Below are 21,982 nucleotides of genomic sequence, written 5' to 3'. Positions count from 1 at the left end.
GCGTCCAGTCATTGAAAAATGGTGAGGCAGCTTACCACTGAGAAATCGTCCGGCTGGATTCCGTTGGAGCACGACGCGATCACATGGCGCTGCTCAGCCGTGGGTCCTCGGGTCAAGCCCGAGGATGACGGAGAGGTGGCAATTCAGAATGAAGGAGGTCGCGTAAGTGCCAACTAACCCTTCGCAGGCACGATCCTGATGACATTGCCCCAGGGATCGACGATCTCTCGCTCGTCTTTTGCATCGGCCGAGCTGAATTCGGCCCAGGCAAGACCCGAGCGGTCATTGTCGCGGCGACCGGCGCCGCGACTCTGCCAGGAGTTGGCGGCGACGTGGTGGTGATAGCCGCCGGTCGACATGAATACGGCGCTGCCGCCATACCCTGCAACTGTCTGCAACCCGAGTTCGTTTTGCCACCAGGCCTCCGCTTCCTTGGCGCTGCCGACGCGCAGGTGCAAATGGCCGACCATCGTGCCGTCTGGCGCGGAGGCCCAAGAGATGTCGCTGCCGGGCTCGCCAAGCAGATTGCCGACATCGAGCGCCTCGGTGGCCATCTCCACCGACGATCCGTTCCATTTCCAGCTTTCGTGCGGACGATCGGCATAAATCTCGATACCGTTGCCCTCGGGATCGGTCAGATAGATCGCCTCGCTGACCAGATGATCCGAGGCGCCGACAATGGGGGTGCGCCTGTCGATTGCCCGTTTGGCCCAGCGGGCAAGATCTGCGCGGGCCGGCAACAGGAAGGCGGTATGATAAAGGCCGGCACTGTGCGGATCGTCGGCGCGGATAGCAGGGGCCTGCTCTATATCGAGCAGCGGTGTCTCGCCCGCCCCGAGGATGACCGACTGCCCCTTGCGCGAAATCTCCCGCAGACCAACGACGTCCTGGTAATATTTCGACAGCGCATCCGCGTCCTTGGCCTTGATGCCAACCTTCGACACATGAGTCGGCGCTGTCGCTGCAAAGGAAATCTTGTCCATCTTTGTCTCCGCGCGGGCATTTCCCGCCATCGCCACAAGGGCCGCCGCACCACCAACCACATCCCGGCGTGTGAGCTTCATGCGCATCCCTTCGTAACATATCCGTTTCGTTGCTGATAAAGTCGGATTTATCCACGCCCGAAACAAGCCATGTGCCAGCGAACAGCTTGTTCACAAACAGTGAACACATAGCGCTAGATTGTTTACCGGATTGTCGAACCCAAGGCCTATTCCACCGGATAAGGCCCTTCCGAAAAGCTCTCGGCGTGATAGCCTTTCGATCCGATCAGTTGGGCCAGCGGACTGCGCATATCTTTGCCCGCCGCCAGCCGCTCGATCAGAAACCCGAAATCATAACGCGGCTGCCAGCCGAGCTCGATCCGCGCCCGCTCGTTGACATAGACACGGTCAATGCTCTCTAGCATCCTCCAGCCGCGCCGCTCGAACTCCTGCTCATATTCGGGAACATGCCGCTGCACGGCGCGCGGAGCATCGTGCCGCAGATCAGGCAAATCGTCCGGCGTGAAGGGCGTTGTCGCGCTGATGATATAGCGCCGAAAACCAAGTTCAGGCGCTTTTTCGGCCGCCAGCAAATGTGCACTGACGATATCTTCGATGTCGGCGCGCCGGTAGAGAAATTCATTCAACTTGATATTTTCGTCGGCAAAGCCATCGCGGACACTCCTGTTGTCGTCCTCTTCAGGAAAGAAACGAGATGTCCGCAGCACCATCGTCGCGAGCCCCTGGTTCCGGTTGAACAACTGGCACAGATCTTCGGCGGCAGCTTTGGTGACGCCGTAGATATTCTTCGGTATCGGCCGGACATCCTCGGTGATCCACGCCGCCGGTTCGTCATCCGGCGGGATCAGCGCATCGCCGAAGACGCTCGTCGTACTGGTATAAATGAAGGATCGAACCTCCGCCGCCGCAGCCGTTTCCAGAAGATTGAGCGTACCGGTAATATTGGTATCGATGAATTCCTGCCGCGCGTGGGTGGCGACATGCGGCTTGTGCAGCGTCGCCGCATGAAACACGGCCGTCACTCCCGCCATGCAGTTCTTGACGAAAGGCCGGTCCACGACCGAGCCGGTATGCGTCGTGTATGGACCTTCGGCAATATCGAGCCCGACAACTTCCTTTCCCCGCTCCTGCAAGACGCGAACCAGCGCCTCGCCCAAATGACCAGAACTGCCCGTGACCAATATCGTCATGCCTGTCTCCGCAAATGGAATCGGCGCGATGCTAGCACTCCCTGTGGCAAGGGGTGAAGGCCGTTAGGCAGCATCTCCATCGACCGGGCGGCGGACCTTTGTCTATCGGATGTTTGGCCGAGTGCTGCCGCTTGTGCTTCTGGCGACCATCGCGACGATGGTTTCGAAGAGTTCGTCCTGGGCCTCCGACGCCGTGATTTCTCCGGTCGCTGCGGCATAGGACAGGGCCTCGGCCGCTCCAAGCATCGCCCAAAGAGCAGCCGAAGCGATATCGCCTGCTCCCGCGAACGGGGTGAGGACAATGCGGCACTTCTCGATGAATGCCGCTTCGTATGCGCGCTTGATCTTTTCGAGTTCCGGTGAACCGGCGAGTGCCGCGCTCACGCCGGGTATCTCGCGGCCCTGGCTAAGCACGCAGTCTACGTAAGAAGACGCAATGACAGCAGCCCTCTGCGCCAGCACCGGTTCGCTTGCCTGAAGCGCTGAGTCCATCAGCGCTGTCTGACGGGCGTCGTATTCCTGGTAGAGCGCAGCTAGCAGCCCTGGCCGCGTTCCGAAATGGTCGTATACGACGGGTTTTGCAACGCCTGCTTGCCCGGCGACCCGACCGAGCGTCAAGGCTTCCGTTCCCTCCTCACGAACCAGCCGCCATGCCACATCCAGAAGCTGGCGGTGCCGATCATCCCTCGACAAGCGGCGGCGCAGCGGCGAACCGGAAAGCATTTCTCTCGTTTCAGCGCTTGACATGCTTATATACCAAAAGTAACTTACCTAATGTAGCCTACTAAAAGTATACGGCCTAAGGCCTTCGTCCGCAATCAGTCAGCAGGAGTTTTCAACATGCACGCGCTTATCGTTGTCGCGCATCCCGATCCCAAGTCGCTCAGTCATGCCATCGCCGCGCATGTTGCCGAGGGCATATCGCTGTCCGCCCCGGACAATACTTTCGAAATCGCAGACCTTGTGGCCGAAGCTTTCGATCCAAGGTTCACCGCGGCTGACCTTGCCGTCCATCGCCGATTGGCGCCGCCTCCGGCCGATGTTGCCGCCGAGCAGGCGAGGATCGATCGCGCCGATGCACTCGTACTCATCTTTCCCGTCTACTGGTGGTCGATGCCAGCGCTCCTCAAGGGATGGATCGATCGCGTTTTCGCCAATGGCTGGGCATTCGACTTCCGCCCGGATGCCAAGCTGGTCAAGAAGCTTCGTCACCTGCGGGTCCATCTCGTCGGCATTGGAGGCAGCGACGCGGGAGCCTATGCCCGTCATGGCTATGCCAGCGCCATGAAGACGCAGATCGACCACGGGATCTTCGACTATTGTGGTGCATGCGTCGCCACGTCAGAACTCCTGCTCGAATCGGAAACGCTGGATCCGGCTTTGCATTTGGACACTGCGCGCGCCATCGGCCGCGATCTCTTTGCAACCCAAAGATGCGACGTGACCGACGCAGCATGAGCTGTGGCCGGCATTCGCTTCCATATTGCGATCTCCCGCCATTTTTCCTAAATACGGGCGCATGAAGGTCAAAGACGCAGATATTCTCATTGTCCCCGGTTATACCAATTCCGGCCCCGATCACTGGCAGACGCGCTGGGAGTCGAAGCTATCGACAGCGCGCCGCGTCGAGCAGGCGGAATGGACGAAACCCGTGCGCGAGGATTGGGTGGCCGAAGTGGTCAAATCCATCAATGCAGCGACGCGGCCCGTCGTCGTCGTCGCGCATTCGCTTGGCGTGCCGACTTTCATCCACGCCATTCCCGAGATCGGCGACAAGGTGAAGGGCGCTTTCCTGGTGACGCCGCCGGACGTTTCCAACCCGAAGATCCGGCCAAAGCACCTGATGACGTTCGGCCCCTACCCGCGCGAGCCATTCACCTTCCCGTCAATTGTCGTCGCCAGCCGCAACGACCACTATTGCAGCTATGAGGTGGCGGACGATCTCGCCGCATCCTGGGGCTCAATGATCGTCGATGCCGGCGACAGCGGCCATCTCAATTCTGAAAGCGGACATGGCCCCTGGCCGGAAGGCTCGATGGTGTTTGCCCAGTTTCTGTCGCGGTTGTGACGTTTCGTCAGGGTATGCCGGAAAGAAGCCTATGCCTTCACTGCGTCCAGCAGTGACTGCACGCCGAGGGTCAGATACGCAGTATCGACGCTGAGCGGGATATAGCTATAGCCGAGCCCAACAAAGCGCTGTGCCAGAGCGGGCGTCGCAGCGTAGATGCCGCAAAGCTTGCCTGCGCCCTTCGCCTTGACTGCAATCCGTGTCAGCGGCTCGATGATGGCTTCGGAACCCGCGTCGACCTCGGCCCCGTTGCTCCAGGCTATGGAGAAGTCCGACGGGCCGACAAACACGCCATCAATGCCTTCGACCGCCAGAATATCGTCGAGCGATTCATAGGCGACGCGGGTTTCGATCATGGCGAAGGACAGCGTCGCGTCGTTGACCTCGCGCAAATAACTGCCCGACCCGCCCGCGCCATAGCTGCCTGGACGGCCGCGCAGCTGCCCCCAGGAGCGTTCGCCCAGCGGCGGGTATTTCATCGCGGCGGCAAAGAGCCGTGCATCGTGCACGCTGTTGATCATCGGCGCAATAACCGCTTCGGCACCCATATCGAGCGCACGGCTCGCCATGTCGAACCGTCCGACGGGAACGCGCACCAGCGTATGCTTTTGGGCCGCCCGGATGATGCCAGTCAAAGCAACAATGCTCGCCGTATCATGCGCGCCATGCTGCATGTCGAGCAGCACCGCATCGAGCGATGTCCGGCACAGCGCTTCCATGACAAGCGGGTCGGTCAGGTTCGACCAGGCCGAATAGATGGTTTCCCCAGCCCTGAGGCGTGACACAAGCGACATGATGATTCCTCAAGTGGTGATTTGGGGGGATTATGGGAAGCGTGTAGGGGGCGGGTCAAGGGCGCGCGGGAACCTCAAAAGCAAAAAGCCCGGCGCGATGGCCGGGCTTTTGATGGAAATCTTCGATGGATCAGGACTTTTCAATCTGGCGAATGGCCTCGATCATAAGTTCTTCCATGGTGCGGCGAATGCGATGGTCGGATTTGTCGATGCCGGCCGCATCGAAATCGGCGCGGATCTTGCGGAAGACATCATCGTCGCCAGCTTCCTGGAAATCCGCCTTGATGACTTCTTTCGCATAGGCTTCGGCCTCTTCGCCGGTCTTGCCGAGCTTTTCTGCCGCCCAAAGGCCGAGAAGCTTGTTCCGCCGTGCTTCCGCCCTGAAACGCACTTCTGCGTCGTGCGCATACTTGTTTTCAAAGGCGTTCTTGCGATCTTCCATTGTCATCCTCTCTTGCTCCCGCAAAATGATCGGTTACTTCCACGCTAGTCTACATTGGGAGGTTGGGCGTTTTTCAGGCAAATCCCCAATGTTTGTCGCTCTTCATTTTCATATAACCGTTCTCCAGAAAATCGAAAGGCTCAAATTATACACCTTGAGGGGTATGAGGTCACATTGTCGTTGGAGCTCCATAGTCCCATATATCCCATAATTCGGGGGACCTCCATAAAGGATCATTGTAGAATGCTTGCATTTAAGATAGTTAGCGCGCCAACATGACGGCACTGCATCATACCCGGGGCCGACCGATAACTCCAATACCAGAGAATCCGCAATGAACCGTCGCCGCCGTGTCTACGAAGGCAAAGCCAAAATCCTTTACGAAGGACCAGAACCAGGCACACTCGTCCAGCACTTCAAAGACGATACAACCGTGCTACACCCGAAGAAGACCGAAGTCATCGACGGCAAGGGCGTCCTGAACAACCGCATTTCCGAATATATCTTCAGCCAGCTCAACCGCATGGGGATTCCGACGCACTTTATCCGCCGCCTCAACATGCGCGAGCAGCTGATCAAGGAAGTCGAGATCATCCCGCTGCAGGTGGTCGTGCGCAATATCGCCGCCGGCTCGCTGGCAAAGCGCCTCGGCATCGAGGAAGGCACGGTATTGCCGCGCTCGATCATCGAGTTCTACTACAAGAATGACGAGCTTGACGACCCGATGGTATCGGAAGAGCACATCACTGCGTTCGGCTGGGCCGCCCCGCAGGAAATCGACGACATCATGGCGCTTGCCATCCGCGTCAATGATTTCCTGAGCGGCCTGTTTCTTGGCGTCGGCATCCAGCTCGTCGATTTCAAGATCGAATGCGGCCGCCTCTACGAGGGCGACCTGATGCGTATCGTTCTTGCCGACGAGTTCTCGCCGGATTCCGCCCGCCTCTGGGACAGCCAGACCGCCGAGAAGATGGACAAGGACCGGTTCCGCCGCGATATGGGCGGTCTCATCGAGGCCTATCAGGAAGTCGCGCGCCGTCTCGGCATCATGAATGAAAACGAACCGACGCGCCCGGCCGGGCCCGTTTTGGTCAAATAGCACTGGAGAAGACAAGTCGATGAAGGCACGTGTCACTGTAACCTTGAAGAATGGCGTTCTTGACCCGCAGGGCAAGGCAATTGTCGGCGCGCTGGGCAGTCTCGGTTTCGATGGCGTCGGCTCCGTGCGCCAGGGCAAGGTTTTCGATGTCGAACTCGACACGACGGACCGTTCCAAGGCCGAGGCGAACCTCAAGGCGATGTGCGAAAAGCTCCTCGCAAATACGGTGATCGAGGATTATAGTTTCGCTATTGATTGATGACTTTTCAAGGATTCGCCATGGTCAACGATCTTCGTGCTTCGGATGTACAGATCATTGATCGCCTCGATCGCATCGAAAACCGTCTCGAACTTAGAGAATTCTCTGAAGCACAAGCAAGGTTTGAACCACACCCATGAAATCAGCAGTTGTCCTCCTTCCCGGCCTCAACCGCGACCGCGACATGATTGCGGCGCTGACGAAGATTTCCGGCGTTGCGCCGCACACGGTCTGGCAGACCGACACGGAAATCCCCGATGTCGATCTGATTGTCATTCCCGGCGGCTTTTCCTACGGCGACTATCTGCGCTGCGGCGCGATTGCCGCACGCATGCCGGTCATGCAGGCGATCCGCGAGAAAGCCGGCAAGGGCGTCATGGTGATGGGCGTTTGCAACGGCTTCCAGATCCTGGTGGAAGCAGGCTTGCTGCCTGGCGCATTGATGCGCAACGCTTCGCTGAAATTCGTCTGCCGCGAAGTTAAGCTCGAAGTGACGAACGCCAATACCGCCTTCACCCGTGGTTATTCGCATGGCCAGATCATCCGCAGCCCTGTCGCCCATCATGACGGCAATTACTTTGCCGATGAAGAGACATTGGCGCGCGTCGAGGGCAATGGCCAAGTGGTTTTCCGCTATGCGGAAGGCACCAATCCGAATGGCTCGATCAATGATATCGCCGGTGTCATCAACGAGAACGGCAATGTTCTCGGCCTGATGCCGCATCCGGAAAACCTGATCGAGGCGGCTCACGGCGGAACCGACGGCCGTGCGCTGTTTGCAGGCATTCTCGGGGTTGCCGCCTGAGTTATTGACTGAATAGCCTTTAGGATATACATTGTTCTGTGTATATCCTAAAGGAGCTCATCATGCGTGTCGCCAAATGGGGTAATAGCCTCGCCATCCGATTGCCTGCAACGGTTGTGGACGCATTGGGCCTGGTGGAAGGCACCGAGATTGAAATCCGCGTGGCGGACGAGCGCACCTTCGATATCGCACATGATCGCAGCCGCGAGCGTGCGCTAGAACGTATTCGCGCTTTCGGAAAGAAACTACCCAGCGACTGGAAATTCGATCGTGACGAAGCCAATGCCAGGTGAGTTTCTGGATACCAATGTCCTGATTTATGCTTTTGCAGAGGATCCACGCAGCCATAGGGCGCAGGAACTCCTTGCCCAAGGTTGCACGATCGGGGTGCAGATCCTGAACGAGTTTACCAATGTTGCTCGCCGCAAACTCAACATGAACTGGGGCGAAATTGGTGATGCGCTTTCGTCGATCCGTATTCTCTGCCCGATCGTGGTGCCCATGGACCTTGATGTCCATGATGAAGCGATTGTCATTGCTGAACGGTACGGCTTCCAAATTTTTGACGCGCTCATAATTGCCTCCGCCAAACTCAGCGGATGCGATGTTCTCTGGTCCGAGGACATGCAAGATGGCATGATCATCGATAGCCAGCTTCACATCATCAATCCCTTCCGTCTTCCTTGATCTCTGCGGGCATTCCTATACGCTTGGTCGAAGCAGTGTTTGCATAAGCCAGAAAAACGGCTCAAACGGAGGAACGCTCAATGAAACTCTACTCGCGGCCGCTATCCCCCTACTCCTCCATCGTCCGCTGCATCGCTTATTACAAGCAAGCGCCAATCAAGATCGTCGCGCCGCCACAAGGCTTTCCGATCCCGGAAGAGTTCCGCGCCATCTCCCCCTTCAACCGCATTCCCGTTCTGATCACCGGTTCTGGCCTCACCATCGTCGAGGCACCGGTGATTGCCGAATACCTGGAAGAACATTTTCCCGAACCTTCGCTGCTGCCGGCCGATTCCCGCGATCGCGCCATCGTGCGCATGACGGCGCGCGCTGCCGAACTCGAAGTCCTTGCACCGGTGATGGAGCTGTTCGAGCTTATCTATCTCAAGTCGAAGGATGAGACGCGGATTTCCAAGCTGTTCAAGCAGATGGAAACCGGCTTGACGGAAACCGAAAAACGCCTCGGCCATGGCCCTTACGCGCTGGGCGACCAGATGACCCTTGCCGATGCCTGGCTGACGCCAACACGCTTCATCTTCAACAATTTCCGCAAGATATCGGGCCGCGAAAACCTTCTCGATCCCTATCCGAAATTTGATGCCTATCAGCAACTTATTGTTCAGGATCCGGTGCTATCGCTGGTCTGGTACGAGATGACGGATGGCCTCAAAGTGTTCCAGGGTGAACTCGAGTCTGCCTGATCGCCCCTAATTTCAAAATGCTGCTGCGTCCTTTGTCCGCCAAGGACGCACGGCGCAGCAGTGGAGACAATGCATGAAAACGCCGATAATCGGTATCGCCGTAATGATCGCGCTTGCGGCGGTTGCCGGATGCCAGTCCAAGGCCAAGCCAGGACCAGGCAGCCTGGCGTTCAACTCGGAGAAGGCCGCGCTGCCAACGATGGAACGTGTGGCGCTCGCGGCAAATAGCTGCTGGTTCAAATCGGGAGATTCAAACTTCAAGCCCTATCGGCTGGCACCGGAACTTGATTCCTATTCGGGAAGGCCGCGCATCCTGGTGGTGCCTGCGAGCAATCCGGGCGGACGTCCGCTGCTCGTTGTCCATGCGGAAGGCAACCCCGCCAAGGTCGAGGTATTCGGCCCGCTCATGATGCATTCGTCCGGCAATCGCATTGCTTCCGACGTCCGCCGTTGGGCCGGCGGGCAGCCCTCCTGTTCGGCAAACAGCTAGATCACGGGCAACAGGTCATTCTGCTCAGGCAGCACCTGAGCAGAATTCTTAATCCCAGAAGGGCCGCCCGAACTCGCGCCGGGCATCGGCAGGCGCGATGCCGACATCTTTCAGCAGCTCATCGCTGAGCTCGCTGAGATGGAGCCGCGTCCGGCGCTTGACCATTGCATTGCCATACCAGGCAGATAGAGCCGAGATTGTGCGTACCAATCCGCGGTTGCCGGTCGATGCTTTGTGGATTTCCGAGCCACCGCGCCTTCTAATTGTATCGATTGTACTCATTGTTCTTGTCCTTGGGAGGTCCAATTGTCTCTTATATGTGCAATTATTGTATGAATTGACTCAATTGGAATCGCAATGTAATAATTGTCACCATGACAAATTGGCTTCCTGATCTTGAACAAGGCAAAGGCCCGCTGTATTTGCGGCTGGCTGAACGAATTGAATCCGACATCGCCGAGGGTATTCTGGCGCCGGGCACAAAATTGCCGCCGCAGCGCAATCTGGCCTTTGATATCGGCGTGACCATCGGCACGGTGGGGCGCGCCTACAATCTCATCCGCGAACGCGGGCTTGTCAGCGGCGAGGTCGGGCGCGGGACCTATGTGACGGATCACAAGGAAACATCGCTGGTACCGCCACAGAATACCGAACCGTTTGGCGGCACACGCGGACCGGTTGCCGTGCCCGGCAAGATTCGCATGGACAGCACGGCAGCAATCGAGGTTGGACAATCCGACGCGATGGAACGCCTGCTGGCACAGATCACCAAGCAATACCCAAGCGAGATTTCCAGCTATTCCCGCACCCTCCCCGCGTCCTGGCAGGAAGCGGGAAGCAAATGGCTATCTGCCGCAGGGTGGGTGCCGGAGCCAGCCTCGATCGTGCCGACGCTGGGTGCGCATTCAGCAATTCTTGCGGTGATCGCGGCAATTACCGTTCCCGGCGACAGGATTGCCTTCGAAGACCTGACCTATTGTTCGGCGGCGCGCAGCGTTAACCTCATGGGCCGCCGCAGCATCATCATGCAGACGCAGAACGGCAGTCTGACACCCGATGATTTCGAGCGGCATTGCGCCCAGCAGCACCCGAAGCTCGTGTTTCTGATGCCTTCGCTGCACAATCCAACCGCCACCACCATGCCGGAAGAGGATCGCCATGCCATTGTCGAGATAGCCCGGCGCTACAATGTCTGGATCATCGAGGACGAGATCTACGGATCGCTCACGCGGCACGATCACGTGAAGATCGCCGATCTGGCGCCGGAACGCACGTTCCACATTGGCGGCCTGTCAAAATCCGTCGCCGCGGGCGTTCGCGGCGGCTGGGTCGCCTGCCCGCCTCACCTTGCCGCACGTGTGCTCACTGCCCACAAGATGGTCAGCGGAGGCATGCCGTTCCTCATGGCCGAGCTTGGCGCGCAGATCGTCAATTGCGGCGAGGCCGACGCCATCCGTGCCAAGGTCCAGACGGAAGTGACGGCGCGAGAGGCGATCGCCCGGTCAGCCTTCGCTGGCATGGATTTCATCTCTCAACCCCTTTCGCCGTTTCTGTGGATGAAGCTGCCAGACCCCTGGCTCTCCGGCACCTTCAAGAACGCCGCGCTGAATGAAGGCGTGCTGATCGACGACGAGGACGAATTCAAACCGGGCCGTACCGAGAAGGTATTCCACCGGGTAAGGCTGGGACTTACGGTGCCGAGGACGCGCGAGGAACTGCAACAGGGCTTCACCATCCTGCGCCGGCTCATGGAAACCGACAATGCGAGTTACGACAGTTATTCCTGACCGCAGCGTTTATCTCCCCCCTCGTGGGGGAGAATGCGATTTCAGCATCTTAGCTCTTGCTAAGTGCTAGAAATCGCAAGGGGATTTCAAATTGATGACCACAACAATCCCCTCACTTGGATTTTCCAAGGATTTAGCGAGAAGCTAAATCCAAGAAAACCCTTTCTCTCCCGCAAAGGGGAGAGATAATCGGCATCTGCCCTTGAGAATTACCTCCTCACCCCTTGCCGAGATACGGGATCGTTCCGGCAATATCCGTATCATCGATGAGCTGGAAGCGGCTGTCGCTGCCGTCCTGACGAGCCTTGGCATATGCGGCGTATTCCGGGTCGTTGGCGAAAGCCTCGGCTGTTTCTGAGGTCGGGAACTGCAGAATGGCAATGAGGGTCGTATCCAGAGGATCGCCTTCCAGCACCTTTATATTGCCGCTGCGTGCCAGATATTTGCCGCCGTGCTTGTGCACGATCTCATGTACCATCGCAGCGTATTCCGGCACCCACTTGTCATCCGTTATCTTGACGTCTGCGATCAGGTAAACCGTCATTGTCCTAACTCCCTTTATATCAGGTCGTTTGACCTGTACTTCGGTGGCCCAATGACACTCTTGCATGAGACGCTCCGGCACTCCAGTTCAAGAACTGTATCGAACACGCTTCGCCTCAGATCGCCGTAAACCCATTGTCGACGAAGAGGTGCGTGCCGGTAATGAAGCTCGCCTCGTCGCTGGCAAGGAACAGGGCGGCCCGCGCCACTTCCTCCGGCTCGCCGATACGCCCTTGTGCCGCGGTCATCGCCTCGTCCGAGACGTCGACGCCCCTCTTCTGCAGTTCATCCACTTCGCGCAGGCCATGCGGCGTCCGGATGAAGCCCGGCAGACCGCGTTGCAGCGGATATTGCGGTCGCGAAATTCGACTGCAATGGCCCGCGCGAACATGTGGCAGGCGCCCTTGGTCGTATCGTAAAGCACTTCCATCGGCGTGGCCGCGACAGCTGAAATGGACGAGGTGCAGACGATCGACCCGCCACCGGCCTCAAGCATGTGGGGAATGACGGCGCGCGTCATCAGATACATCGAGCGCACATTGACCGCGTGCAGCCAATCCCATTCTTCCACCGTCGTTTCCAGGAACGGCTTGATCACAATCGTACCGGCATGATTGAAAAGCACTGTGACATTGCCGAACGCCTGAGCCGCACCGGCGACCGCCTTTTGCACCTGCGCTTCATCTGAGACATCGGCGACGAAATACGCAGCCTGCCCGCCGGCGGCGGCGATCTCCGATACCGTCGCCGCGGACGCCTGTTCATTGCGGTCGATAATCGCCACTTTTGCGCCCTCCGCTGCGAAGAGCCTGGATGCTGCCCCGCCCATTCCGGTCGCTCCGCCGGAAATGATCGCCACCTTGCCCGCCAGTCTTCCCGACATTTTGTTTCCCTTTCAAAAAACGGCATTTATTGCTTGTGCCGGAAGAAGTTACGCTTGGCCGTCAATGCGAACAAGCGCCACTGAGCCTCTCTGTTGATTCCAACCATTTTCCTGTCGCGCCGCAGCACTACATGGGTTAAAGAGAGGCCAAAAGCCGCCCCTCATGGTGAGCTAGTCGAACCGCGCACGGATATTCCAGGACCCATGACCATTTCCAACACCGTCAAGATCACACCGGAACTCGTTGCCTCGCATGGGCTGAAGCCGGATGAATATCAACGCATCCTCGACCTGATCGGGCGCGAGCCAAGCTTCACCGAGCTTGGAATCTTTTCCGCCATGTGGAACGAGCACTGCTCGTACAAATCCTCGAAGAAGTGGCTGCGGACGCTGCCGACCACCGGACCGCAGGTCATCCAGGGGCCTGGTGAAAATGCTGGCGTCGTCGATATCGGCGACGGCGATTGCGTGGTCTTCAAGATGGAGAGCCACAATCACCCGTCCTATATCGAGCCCTATCAGGGTGCGGCGACAGGCGTTGGCGGTATCCTGCGCGATGTGTTCACCATGGGCGCACGCCCGATTGCCGCGATGAATGCGCTGCGCTTTGGCGAACCCTCGCATCCGAAGACACGTCACCTCGTATCCGGTGTCGTCGAAGGCGTTGGCGGCTATGGCAACTCGTTCGGCGTGCCGACGGTTGGCGGCGAGGTCAATTTCGACGCCCGCTACAATGGCAATATTCTCGTCAATGCCTTTGCTGCGGGTCTCGCCAAGACCGACGCGATCTTCCTGTCGGAAGCCAAGGGCGTCGGCCTTCCCGTCGTCTATCTCGGCGCAAAGACCGGCCGTGACGGCGTCGGCGGCGCGACGATGGCATCGGCGGAATTCGACGAATTGATCGACGAAAAGCGCCCGACAGTGCAGGTGGGCGATCCCTTCACCGAAAAATGCCTGCTTGAAGCCTCGCTCGAACTCATGGCTTCCGGCGCTGTCATCGCCATTCAGGACATGGGCGCGGCCGGCCTCACCTGCTCGGCCGTCGAAATGGGCGCCAAGGGCAATCTCGGCATCGAGCTCAATCTCAATTCCGTTCCCGTGCGCGAAGAACGCATGACCGCCTATGAAATGATGCTGTCCGAAAGCCAGGAACGCATGCTCATGGTGCTGCGCCCCGAAAAGGAAGACGAAGCCGAAGGCATCTTCAGGAAGTGGGGCCTGGATTTCGCCATTGTCGGTCATACGACCGACGATCTGCGCTTCCGCGTGCTGCATGATGGCGAGGAAGTCGCCAATCTGCCGATCAAGGATCTCGGCGATCAGGCGCCGGAATATGGCCGTCCGTGGATGGAGCCGGGCAAGCATGCGCCGCTCCCCGCCGCCAATGTTCCTGAAGTCGCAGACTACGGCGCGGCGCTGCTGCAGATGATCGGCTCACCCGATCTCTCCTCGCGCCGCTGGGTCTATGAACAATATGACACGCTGATCCAGGGCAATTCGCTGCAGCTTCCCGGCGGCGACGCCGGTGTCGTGCGTGTCGAAGGCCACCGGAGCAAGGCGCTCGCCTTTTCTTCCGACGTCACACCGCGCTATTGCGAAGCCGACCCCTATGAGGGCGGCAAGCAGGCGGTCGCCGAATGCTGGCGCAACCTCACCGCCGTCGGCGCGGAACCATTGGCCGCGACCGACAACCTCAACTTCGGCAATCCGGAACGGCCGGAAATCATGGGCCAGCTCGTCAAGGCTGTCGGCGGCATCGGCGACGCCTGCCGCGCATTGGCCTTCCCGATCGTATCGGGCAATGTCTCGCTCTACAACGAGACCAATGGCCAGGCGATCTTGCCGACGCCGACCATTGCCGGCGTGGGCCTCATCCCGGACTGGACAAAGACCGCCAGGATCGGCGGCATGCGCGATGGCGACGTGCTGGTCCTGCTTGGCGGCGATGGTACGCACCTCGGTCAGTCGATCTACCTGCGCGACCTGCATGGCCGCGCCGACGGTCCGGCTCCGGCCGTTGATCTTGTCGCAGAGCGACGCAACGGCAATTTCGTGCGCTCCGCCATTCGCAACGAACAGGTCACGGCCTGCCACGATCTTTCCGACGGCGGCCTGGCGATCGCCCTCAGCGAAATGTGCATGTCTTCGGGCAAGGGCGCGAGCGTCGAGATCGGCGAGACTACCCCGCACGCCCTGCTCTTCGGCGAAGACCAGGCGCGCTATCTCGTCGCTGCCTCGCCGGAGATGGCCAACATCATCACGCTGAATGCTGAAGGTTGCGGCGTTCCGTTCCGCAAGCTCGGGACAGTTGGCGGCAATGCATTGACGATTGGGCGTCTACTCTCCATATCTGTAGCAGACCTGACAAAAGCACACGAATCGTGGTTCCCTGACTATATGAGCGGTCAGGCGGACGATAATATACAGGCCGCCTGAGGAGAGAACGAGATGGCAATGGACGCGCGCGATATCGAAAAAATGATTCGGGACGCCATTCCGGATGCAAAGGTGACGATACGCGATCTCGCCGGTGATGGTGATCATTATGCCGCCGAAGTCGTCGCGGAGAGCTTTCGCGGCAAGTCGCGCGTGCAGCAGCACCAGATGGTCTACGATGCGCTGAAGGGCAATATGGGCGGGGTTCTGCATGCCCTCGCCCTGCAGACCAGCGCGCCGGAGTAACACCCGCGCGCCATAGTTTGACTTGCGTTCGCGCGCCCATCGTGCTTTTTCTGGGCAAAGAGATGAGGTAAAATAGCCTCGAAAGCATTTTTTGGCCGCGATTCCTCCCCGCGCGGCCGCGAAAGGACCCGAAATGAGCGGTATCAACGAATTCATCGCCAATGAAGTCAAGAGCAACGACGTCGTTCTCTTCATGAAAGGCACCCCCGGTTTCCCGCAATGCGGTTTTTCCGGTCAGGTCGTGCAGATCCTCGATTACATCGGCGTCGACTACAAGGGCGTGAACGTCCTCTCCTCCAACGAACTGCGCCAGGGCATCAAGGATTACTCCAACTGGCCGACCATTCCTCAGCTTTATGTGAAGGGTGAATTTGTCGGCGGTTGCGACATTATCCGCGAAATGTTCCAGGCGGGCGAGTTGCAGACCCTCCTGAGCGAAAAGGGCGTCGCCACCAAGGCCGCCTGATTACGCAATAAGTTCAATTGGTTCCGGAGCATTCCGGAATCTCAATGTTAAAGGCGTCGGCCGTCCCGACGCCTTTGTCTTTGTTTGATATTTTGCAGGTCTCATCATGGATGCCCCTACGAACACGTCCGCTCCTCGCCTGAAGGGGATGGGCAAGGTTGAATTCATCGCGATGATGGCGATGCTGATGGCTATCAATGCCCTGGCCATCGACATCATGCTGCCCGGCCTGCAGCAAATCGGCGCCAGCCTCGGCGTGACCAGCGAAAATCACCGGCAATATGTGATCTCCGCCTATCTGATGGGCTTTGCGATCTCCCAGCTGTTCTACGGCCCCCTCTCCGACCGCTTCGGCCGGCGGGTGCCCATGTTTACGGGGCTGGTGATCTACATCATCTCGGCGATCGCCTGCGTCTTCGTTCCGAGCTTTACTTCACTCCTGTTGTTCCGGTTGCTGCAGGGCATCGGATCTGCAGCGACACGGGTCATCACGATTTCCGTTGTCCGCGACGTCTATGGCGGTCGGATGATGGCCGAAGTCATGTCGCTGATCATGATGGTATTCATGGTCGTCCCGGTCATTGCACCGGGCACCGGCCAGGCGGTGATGCTGTTCGGCAACTGGCACCTGATCTTCATCTTCATGGCTGCCATCGCCAGCGCGGTGCTTGTGTGGGTCTATATCCGCCTTCCCGAGACGCTGGATCCGGCGGACGTGCGCCCGTTCACATTGAAATCGGTGGCGCGAGGGTTCCAGATCGTTCTCACCAACCGTGTGGCGCTGTGCTATACGCTGGCGAGTTCCTTCATCTTTGGCGCCCTGTTCGGCTTCATCAACTCGGCGCAGCAGATCTATGTGGGGATCTATGATCTGGGCGTCTGGTTTCCTGTCGCCTTTTCCGCCGTCGCGATCATGATGGCGTTTTCGTCCTTCGTGAATTCGCGGTTCGTCGGACGCTTCGGCATGCGCCGGCTGTCGCACGGTGCGCTCCTCGCCTTCATGGGCATTAACGGGCTGTGGCTGCTGCTGACCTTGTTCGGGCCGCAACCCACACCGTTCGCGCTTTATATGCTCTTGTTTGCCCTGGCGATGTTCCAGTTCGGCTGGATCGGATCCAACTTCAACTCGCTGGCGATGGAACCGCTTGGCCACGTGGCCGGCACGGCGTCGTCCGTACTTGGCTTCATGAGCACCGCGGGCGGCGGCGCTATCGGCGCATTGATCGGACAGGCCTATGACGGCACGACACTGCCTCTGGTCGCAGGGTTTTTCGTGCTGTCGCTGATCGGCCTGATCTTCGTGCTCATTGCCGAGCGGGGGAAACTGTTCCAGCCGCACAACAAGCCGGTGTGAGCAATTGTAGAACCGTTGATCCAATGTGGTACTTGCATGGATACGCGCCACGAGCATGGAGCTCTTAATCTCTCCCCTTGGGGAGAGAAAGCGATTTCGGTCGCTTGAGCCGAGCGACGCACAGCGGAGCGAAATCGGCTTAAGTGCCAGAAATCGCAAGTGAGGGGCTATTCAAAAGCTTTCGCCGCACATTGGCTTCATGCAAGATCTGTGAGCATGCACCGTCAAGATTCGTCACGATCTCATCATTCCAGAAGCGCAGCGTTTTGTAACCGAGGCGAGCGAAATGGGCATCCCGGCTAGAATCAGCGATGGAATCCGAGTGCTGATCGCCGTCAAGCTCGATGATCAACCGCGATTCAAGGCAGATAAAATCCAGGATGTAACGATCGTATGGAAGCTGCCGCTTGAATTTCAAACCGTTCAACTGCCTGTTGCGTAGAGCTTGCCACAGAATGTTTTCCGCCAACGTCGGGTCTTTGCGCATTTCCCGCGCAAATCTACGGTTCTTTGGTGGGACGATCCTGTGAATGGCTATCTCCCTAGAATCCCCTCACTTGCGATTTCTGGCACTTGCGTCTTCGCTTCGCTCAAACCCAAGGTACCGAAATCGCTTTCTCTCCCCTCGGGGAGAGACCAAGCGTTGCATGACTATTCACGCCATTCAATTGAACTTTAGTTCACAGCAATGCCGATTACATTAGCTCGTCACCAACCCCGCAAAATCAAATATCTTGCGGTCGAGCAGATGGCTCGGGCGCGTATTGGCCAGCGCGCGGATCATGATCTCCTTGCGGCCCGGCATACGCTTTTCGATATCGGCAAGCATCGCCTTCATCATGTTGCGCTGCAGCCCATCCTGACTGCCGCAGAGATCGCAGGGGATAATCGGGAACTGCATGGCCGCTGCGAACTTTTCCAGATCCTCTTCGGCGCAATAGCTGAGCGGCCGCAGCAACATCAGGTCGCCTTCGTCGTTGAGCAGCTTCGGCGGCATCGCGGCAAGGCGTCCGCCATGGAAGAGGTTCATCAGGAAGGTTTCAAGAATATCCTCGCGGTGATGCCCAAGGACCAGCGCCGAACAGCCCTCCTCGCGCGCTACGCGATAGAGATGACCGCGCCGCAGCCGCGAGCAAAGCGAGCAATAGGTCTGGTTTTCCGCAATCTTGCCGGTGACGATGGAATAGGTGTCCCTGTATTCGATGCGGTGCTCGATGCCGTTTGCCTTGAGGAAATCCGGCAGGACGTGCTTGGGAAAATTCGGCTGCCCCTGGTCGAGATTGCAGGCGAGCAGCTCTACCGGCAGCAGCCCGCGCCATTTCAGATCGAGCAGCAGCGCGAGGAGACCATAGGAATCCTTGCCGCCGGAAAGGCCGACGAGCCAGCGTTCACCCGGCTTCACCAAGGCGAAATCCTCGAGCGCTTGCCTCGTATTGCGCAGCAGACGCTTGCGCAACTTGTTGAACTCGACATTGGATGGCACGCCGAGGAACATCGGGTGGCAACCGGCGGCGTCGCTTAGATCTGGCTCATGAATTGTCATGTGAACACCTCGTTGCGCGACGCTTATAGCTTCAGCCAACTCTTGTTGCAAACGTGCCATGCGTGGTGATGCAAATCTTTGAAACTACTGCCCGAACACCGACCAGCCGGTGCGCTGCGCCAGGAGTTCCAGCGCCGCCGAACCAAGCAGCGAATTGCCGTTTTCATTCAGCCCAGGCGACCAGACGGCAATCGAAGCCTTGCCCGGAGCAATGGCGAGGATGCCGCCCCCGACACCGCTTTTACCCGGGAGGCCGACGCGGTAAGCAAAATCTCCCGAACCGTCGTAATGCCCGCACATCAGCATCAACGCATTAATGCGGCGGGCGCGACTGGACGACACCACGCTGCCGCCACTGAGCGGATTGCGTCCGGCGGAAGCGAGATAGAGCCCCGCATGGGCCAGCTGACGGCACGACATGGCAATGGCGCAATGGTGAAAATAGACGCCAAGCACGTGCTCGACCGGATGATTGAGATTGCCAAATGCCCGCATGAAATTGGCCAGAGCCACGTTACGATAGCCGGTCTGCGTCTCCGATCGGGCGACATTGTGATCGATGGCAATGCTCTCGTCATCGGAAAGATGGCGGATGAATTGCACGATTTCGCCAATGGCTTCCTTGGGCAGATGCCCGGCCAGCACAACATCGGCAACTGCGATTGCACCGGCATTGATGAAGGGATTGCGCGGCTTGCCCTTTTCCTGCTCGAGCTGGACGATGGAATTGAAGGCATTGCCCGATGGCTCACGACCGACGCGCTTCCACAGTCCATCGCCGATCTTGCCGAGCGCCAGGGTCAGCGTGAAGACTTTCGAGATGCTCTGAATTGAAAAAGCAGTTTCCGCGTCACCGGCTGCGTGCACCTTTCCGTCGACTGTCACCAGCGCAATGCCGAACTGCTTCGGGTCGACCGTCGCAAGCTCGGGAATATAGTCAGCAAGCTTGCCCTCGCCGATGCGAGCGGCAAGATCGTGATGGACACTGTCGACGACGTCTTGAAGGTCGGTCATGCCGGGACTCCGGTTGGAATAACAAAAAGCCGCCCAAGATCTCTCCGGGGCGGCTTTTCTTAAACGGAAGATAGATTAACGCGAATAGAATTCGACAACCAGGTTCGGTTCCATCTGTACAGCGTATGGCACATCGGAGAAGGCCGGAACGCGGTTGTACTTGGCAACCATCTTGTTGTGATCGACTTCAAGGTAGTCGGGAACGTCGCGTTCAGCGAGCTGAACCGATTCCAGAACGATAACGAGCTGCTTCGACTTCTCGCGCACTTCGATAACATCGCCAGCCTTGCAGATGTAGGACTGGATGTTGGTGCGGCGGCCGTTGACGTTGACGTGGCCGTGGTTGACGAACTGACGCGCTGCAAAGATCGTCGGAACGAACTTGGCGCGGTACACGATCGCATCCAGACGCGACTCGAGCAGACCGATCAGCTGCTCACCGGTGTCGCCCTTGCGGCGAGCGGCTTCTTCATAGGTCTTGCGGAACTGCTTTTCCGAAATGTCGCCGTAGAAACCCTTGAGCTTCTGCTTTGCGCGCAGCTGAACACCGAAATCGCTCAGCTTGCTCTTGCGGCGCTGACCGTGCTGGCCGGGGCCATATTCACGGCGGTTTACCGGGGACTTCGGACGGCCCCAGATGTTTTCGCCAAGACGGCGGTCAATTTTATACTTGGACGATTCGCGCTTGCTCATCGCATTTCCTTTCAAACAAATACGAATCGAAGTTCACACTTCGATTCAAGGAAACGCGCCCTCCTCTGCCTCCTGTTTGTGAAGACTGACAGAATGATTCACGCACGCTTTGCGAAATCACTCACGGGACACGTCAAATGAAACGCAGAGCCGTTGAGCCCTGCGCTGGGGTGGCTTCTAGTGTGAAGGTTCTGTGATGTCAAGCCAGGGCCTGTTGGTATTCACGCTCTGACGGCCTGCAAATGACGTTTTCTGCGCTCCGACCCAGCCCCACATGTTTCAGCGGATCATATAATTTGAAACCGCTGCCACAATTCAGACGTTAGGGTCAGGTCGTGAGCTCATGAATAGGATCGACAATGACCATTTCGACCCTATTCACGAGTTTACGACCTAAGCTCAACAGGAGTAGAGCCGGTAATGACCCTATTCTCGCGGCAGTCGCGTTTCTCGACACTCGTTCTTCTATCCCTCACCGCCTGTATTGCAAGTACGATCCTCATCAGTTCTGCCGGTGATGCGGACGCGCGGCACAGGCGAGGACATCGTACCAGGAGTATACCCCAGCCTGCAGTCCCCCTCCCAGCCGTGCCGCCAATACCGGAGGCCAATCCTCGCGCGGCCGAGACGCCGGAAGCACCGAAGCCCGAGGAAAAGCCCGCTGGGGGAATACAGAAGGCCGATCCCCAAACGACGCCCGTCCCTGACGAGAAGCCGGCCGCTGAAGCGAAACCGGTGGAGAAGCCTGAGGCACCGCCAAAACCGGCCGAGCAGCTGGGACCGAACCCGTTGCCGAAAGCTCGTGCCGCTGACACTGACGAAGGCAAGGCCGATCACGAAGAAGGCGCCGAGAAGGCCGACCCCTCGACTTCGCCCGACCGCGTCTACCAGAATGCCTGTCCTGCCATCATGAATGGCGATGTTCAGGGTGAAATTATTCCGCCGCTCTCCGAGGGCGTCTGCGGCGAGCGCTCGCCGTTGAAGGTCACCGCCATTGGCAAGGACAACCCGGTGAAATTCGCTGCTCCCGTCACCACGAATTGCGCCATGGCCAGTTCTTTGGCGACGTGGGTCGTCGAGGTACAGAAGGAGGCACAGGCCAATTTCGGAGCGGAGATCGAAAGCATTACCACTGGTTCGGACTATCAGTGCCGCAAGGTCAATAATGGCCACAAGGGCCGGGTCTCGGAACACGCTTTCGCCAATGCCGTCGATATCGTCTCGTTCAAATTCAAGAACGGCAAGACCACGGAACTTGGCTCAGGCTGGAAGGGCAAGCCCGAGGAGCAGACCTTTTGGCGTTCGCTGCACAAGGCAAGCTGCGACCGGTTCATGACGGTGATCGGCCCGGATGGAGACGCCGCCCATCAAGGCAATCTGCACCTCGATCTCGGCTGTCACGGGAAAAAATGCGAGGCGCGCATCTGCCAATGAGTGCG

26 protein-coding genes and 1 pseudogene are annotated in these 21,982 nt (G+C 58.5%); 15 read left to right on the top strand and 12 right to left on the bottom strand.

Going from position 1 to position 21,982, the window contains the following annotated elements:
- Positions 1-173: 173 nt before the first annotated feature.
- The 3 genes from CU103_RS05965 to CU103_RS05955 all read right to left on the bottom strand — a co-directional run bounded on the left by CU103_RS05965 (position 174) and on the right by CU103_RS05955 (position 2,941).
- The gene (locus CU103_RS05965; protein ID WP_106663320.1) at positions 174-1,064 is read right to left on the bottom strand and encodes a VOC family protein; all 891 of its coding nucleotides are present in this window, start codon (positions 1,062-1,064) and stop codon (positions 174-176) included.
- 146 nt (positions 1,065-1,210) lie between these two features.
- Complete coding sequence (locus tag CU103_RS05960; RefSeq protein WP_106663005.1) at positions 1,211-2,194, bottom strand: NAD-dependent epimerase/dehydratase family protein; 984 nt, start codon at positions 2,192-2,194, stop codon at positions 1,211-1,213.
- A gap of 102 nt (positions 2,195-2,296) precedes the next feature.
- The gene (locus CU103_RS05955; RefSeq protein ID WP_106663004.1) at positions 2,297-2,941 is read right to left on the bottom strand and encodes a TetR/AcrR family transcriptional regulator; all 645 of its coding nucleotides are present in this window, start codon (positions 2,939-2,941) and stop codon (positions 2,297-2,299) included.
- Positions 2,942-3,034: 93 nt separating this feature from the next.
- Between CU103_RS05955 and CU103_RS05950 the strand changes: the two genes are divergently transcribed.
- Positions 3,035-3,652, top strand: coding sequence for an NAD(P)H-dependent oxidoreductase (locus CU103_RS05950; protein WP_106663003.1), 618 nt, complete (start codon positions 3,035-3,037; stop codon positions 3,650-3,652).
- 61 nt (positions 3,653-3,713) lie between these two features.
- Positions 3,714-4,262 (top strand): RBBP9/YdeN family alpha/beta hydrolase, encoded by a 549-nt coding sequence (locus CU103_RS05945; RefSeq protein WP_106663002.1) that lies wholly within the window; start codon positions 3,714-3,716, stop codon positions 4,260-4,262.
- Positions 4,263-4,291: 29 nt separating this feature from the next.
- On the opposite strand, the gene CU103_RS05940 is transcribed toward CU103_RS05945, so the two are convergent.
- Both CU103_RS05940 and CU103_RS05935 read right to left on the bottom strand, forming a co-directional pair.
- Positions 4,292-5,062 carry an HpcH/HpaI aldolase family protein gene (locus tag CU103_RS05940; RefSeq protein ID WP_210203723.1) on the bottom strand — a complete coding sequence of 257 codons (771 nt, stop codon included), beginning with the start codon at positions 5,060-5,062 and terminating at the stop codon, positions 4,292-4,294.
- Between the two features lie 124 nt (positions 5,063-5,186).
- Positions 5,187-5,504, bottom strand: a complete 318-nt coding sequence (locus tag CU103_RS05935; RefSeq protein WP_106663000.1) for a DUF1476 domain-containing protein — start codon at positions 5,502-5,504, stop codon at positions 5,187-5,189.
- Positions 5,505-5,832: 328 nt separating this feature from the next.
- Here CU103_RS05935 and purC point away from each other — a divergent pair, with 328 nt between their 5' ends.
- From purC to CU103_RS05900, 7 genes are all read left to right on the top strand, one after another.
- On the top strand, positions 5,833-6,597 hold the full coding sequence (gene purC, locus CU103_RS05930) for a phosphoribosylaminoimidazolesuccinocarboxamide synthase (protein ID WP_099998663.1): 765 nt from the start codon (positions 5,833-5,835) through the stop codon (positions 6,595-6,597).
- 19 nt (positions 6,598-6,616) lie between these two features.
- Positions 6,617-6,856: a phosphoribosylformylglycinamidine synthase subunit PurS gene (gene purS, locus CU103_RS05925; protein ID WP_106662999.1), complete on the top strand. Its 240-nt coding sequence runs from the start codon at positions 6,617-6,619 to the stop codon at positions 6,854-6,856.
- A 136-nt stretch (positions 6,857-6,992) separates the two neighbouring features.
- Positions 6,993-7,661 carry a phosphoribosylformylglycinamidine synthase subunit PurQ gene (gene purQ / locus CU103_RS05920; RefSeq protein ID WP_106662998.1) on the top strand — a complete coding sequence of 223 codons (669 nt, stop codon included), beginning with the start codon at positions 6,993-6,995 and terminating at the stop codon, positions 7,659-7,661.
- A gap of 62 nt (positions 7,662-7,723) precedes the next feature.
- Complete coding sequence (locus CU103_RS05915) at positions 7,724-7,954, top strand: AbrB/MazE/SpoVT family DNA-binding domain-containing protein (RefSeq protein ID WP_106662997.1); 231 nt, start codon at positions 7,724-7,726, stop codon at positions 7,952-7,954.
- On the top strand, positions 7,932-8,348 hold the full coding sequence (locus CU103_RS05910; protein WP_245448624.1) for a PIN domain-containing protein: 417 nt from the start codon (positions 7,932-7,934) through the stop codon (positions 8,346-8,348). Before CU103_RS05915 ends, CU103_RS05910 begins: the two co-directional genes overlap by 23 nt.
- An 80-nt stretch (positions 8,349-8,428) precedes the next feature.
- Complete coding sequence (locus CU103_RS05905; protein ID WP_106662995.1) at positions 8,429-9,088, top strand: glutathione S-transferase family protein; 660 nt, start codon at positions 8,429-8,431, stop codon at positions 9,086-9,088.
- Positions 9,089-9,161: 73 nt separating this feature from the next.
- Positions 9,162-9,578: a hypothetical protein gene (locus tag CU103_RS05900; protein ID WP_106662994.1), complete on the top strand. Its 417-nt coding sequence runs from the start codon at positions 9,162-9,164 to the stop codon at positions 9,576-9,578.
- A gap of 48 nt (positions 9,579-9,626) precedes the next feature.
- On the opposite strand, the gene CU103_RS05895 is transcribed toward CU103_RS05900, so the two are convergent.
- Complete coding sequence (locus CU103_RS05895; protein WP_106662993.1) at positions 9,627-9,860, bottom strand: DUF1127 domain-containing protein; 234 nt, start codon at positions 9,858-9,860, stop codon at positions 9,627-9,629.
- A 92-nt stretch (positions 9,861-9,952) separates the two neighbouring features.
- Here CU103_RS05895 and CU103_RS05890 point away from each other — a divergent pair, with 92 nt between their 5' ends.
- Positions 9,953-11,365, top strand: coding sequence for an aminotransferase-like domain-containing protein (locus tag CU103_RS05890; RefSeq protein ID WP_106662992.1), 1,413 nt, complete (start codon positions 9,953-9,955; stop codon positions 11,363-11,365).
- 217 nt (positions 11,366-11,582) lie between these two features.
- Here CU103_RS05890 and CU103_RS05885 read toward each other — a convergent pair whose 3' ends face one another.
- The gene (locus tag CU103_RS05885) at positions 11,583-11,909 is read right to left on the bottom strand and encodes a DUF1330 domain-containing protein (protein WP_106662991.1); all 327 of its coding nucleotides are present in this window, start codon (positions 11,907-11,909) and stop codon (positions 11,583-11,585) included.
- A 115-nt stretch (positions 11,910-12,024) separates the two neighbouring features.
- A pseudogene (locus CU103_RS05880) lies at positions 12,025-12,791 on the bottom strand (SDR family NAD(P)-dependent oxidoreductase).
- A 204-nt stretch (positions 12,792-12,995) separates the two neighbouring features.
- Here CU103_RS05880 and purL point away from each other — a divergent pair.
- The 4 genes from purL (at position 12,996) to CU103_RS05860 (ending at position 17,293) form a co-directional block, all read left to right on the top strand.
- Positions 12,996-15,227: a phosphoribosylformylglycinamidine synthase subunit PurL gene (gene purL / locus CU103_RS05875; RefSeq protein WP_106662990.1), complete on the top strand. Its 2,232-nt coding sequence runs from the start codon at positions 12,996-12,998 to the stop codon at positions 15,225-15,227.
- A gap of 12 nt (positions 15,228-15,239) precedes the next feature.
- A complete protein-coding gene (locus CU103_RS05870; protein WP_099998651.1) occupies positions 15,240-15,473 on the top strand; it encodes a BolA/IbaG family iron-sulfur metabolism protein in 234 nt (77 codons plus the stop codon).
- A gap of 133 nt (positions 15,474-15,606) precedes the next feature.
- Positions 15,607-15,939 (top strand): Grx4 family monothiol glutaredoxin, encoded by a 333-nt coding sequence (gene grxD, locus CU103_RS05865; RefSeq protein ID WP_106663319.1) that lies wholly within the window; start codon positions 15,607-15,609, stop codon positions 15,937-15,939.
- A gap of 148 nt (positions 15,940-16,087) precedes the next feature.
- The gene (locus CU103_RS05860) at positions 16,088-17,293 is read left to right on the top strand and encodes a multidrug effflux MFS transporter (RefSeq protein ID WP_106662989.1); all 1,206 of its coding nucleotides are present in this window, start codon (positions 16,088-16,090) and stop codon (positions 17,291-17,293) included.
- Between the two features lie 139 nt (positions 17,294-17,432).
- Here CU103_RS05860 and CU103_RS05855 read toward each other — a convergent pair whose 3' ends face one another.
- The 4 genes from CU103_RS05855 to rpsD all read right to left on the bottom strand — a co-directional run bounded on the left by CU103_RS05855 (position 17,433) and on the right by rpsD (position 20,543).
- Positions 17,433-17,816: an endonuclease domain-containing protein gene (locus CU103_RS05855; RefSeq protein WP_342588894.1), complete on the bottom strand. Its 384-nt coding sequence runs from the start codon at positions 17,814-17,816 to the stop codon at positions 17,433-17,435.
- A 177-nt stretch (positions 17,817-17,993) separates the two neighbouring features.
- The gene (gene ttcA, locus CU103_RS05850) at positions 17,994-18,836 is read right to left on the bottom strand and encodes a tRNA 2-thiocytidine(32) synthetase TtcA (protein ID WP_106662987.1); all 843 of its coding nucleotides are present in this window, start codon (positions 18,834-18,836) and stop codon (positions 17,994-17,996) included.
- Between the two features lie 84 nt (positions 18,837-18,920).
- Entirely contained in the window at positions 18,921-19,850 is a 930-nt protein-coding gene (locus CU103_RS05845) for a glutaminase (RefSeq protein ID WP_106662986.1), read from the bottom strand.
- Between the two features lie 75 nt (positions 19,851-19,925).
- On the bottom strand, positions 19,926-20,543 hold the full coding sequence (gene rpsD, locus CU103_RS05840; RefSeq protein WP_106662985.1) for a 30S ribosomal protein S4: 618 nt from the start codon (positions 20,541-20,543) through the stop codon (positions 19,926-19,928).
- A 420-nt stretch (positions 20,544-20,963) separates the two neighbouring features.
- Between rpsD and CU103_RS32465 the strand changes: the two genes are divergently transcribed.
- Positions 20,964-21,977, top strand: coding sequence for an extensin family protein (locus CU103_RS32465; RefSeq protein ID WP_106662984.1), 1,014 nt, complete (start codon positions 20,964-20,966; stop codon positions 21,975-21,977).
- The last annotated feature ends 5 nt before the right edge of the window (positions 21,978-21,982 follow it).

This window comes from Phyllobacterium sophorae, assembly GCF_003010965.1.
In the GTDB taxonomy this organism is placed as follows: domain Bacteria; phylum Pseudomonadota; class Alphaproteobacteria; order Rhizobiales; family Rhizobiaceae; genus Phyllobacterium; species Phyllobacterium sophorae.
Note: the sequence above shows the minus strand (reverse complement) of the source record. Positions and strands in the feature narration are given on the sequence as shown.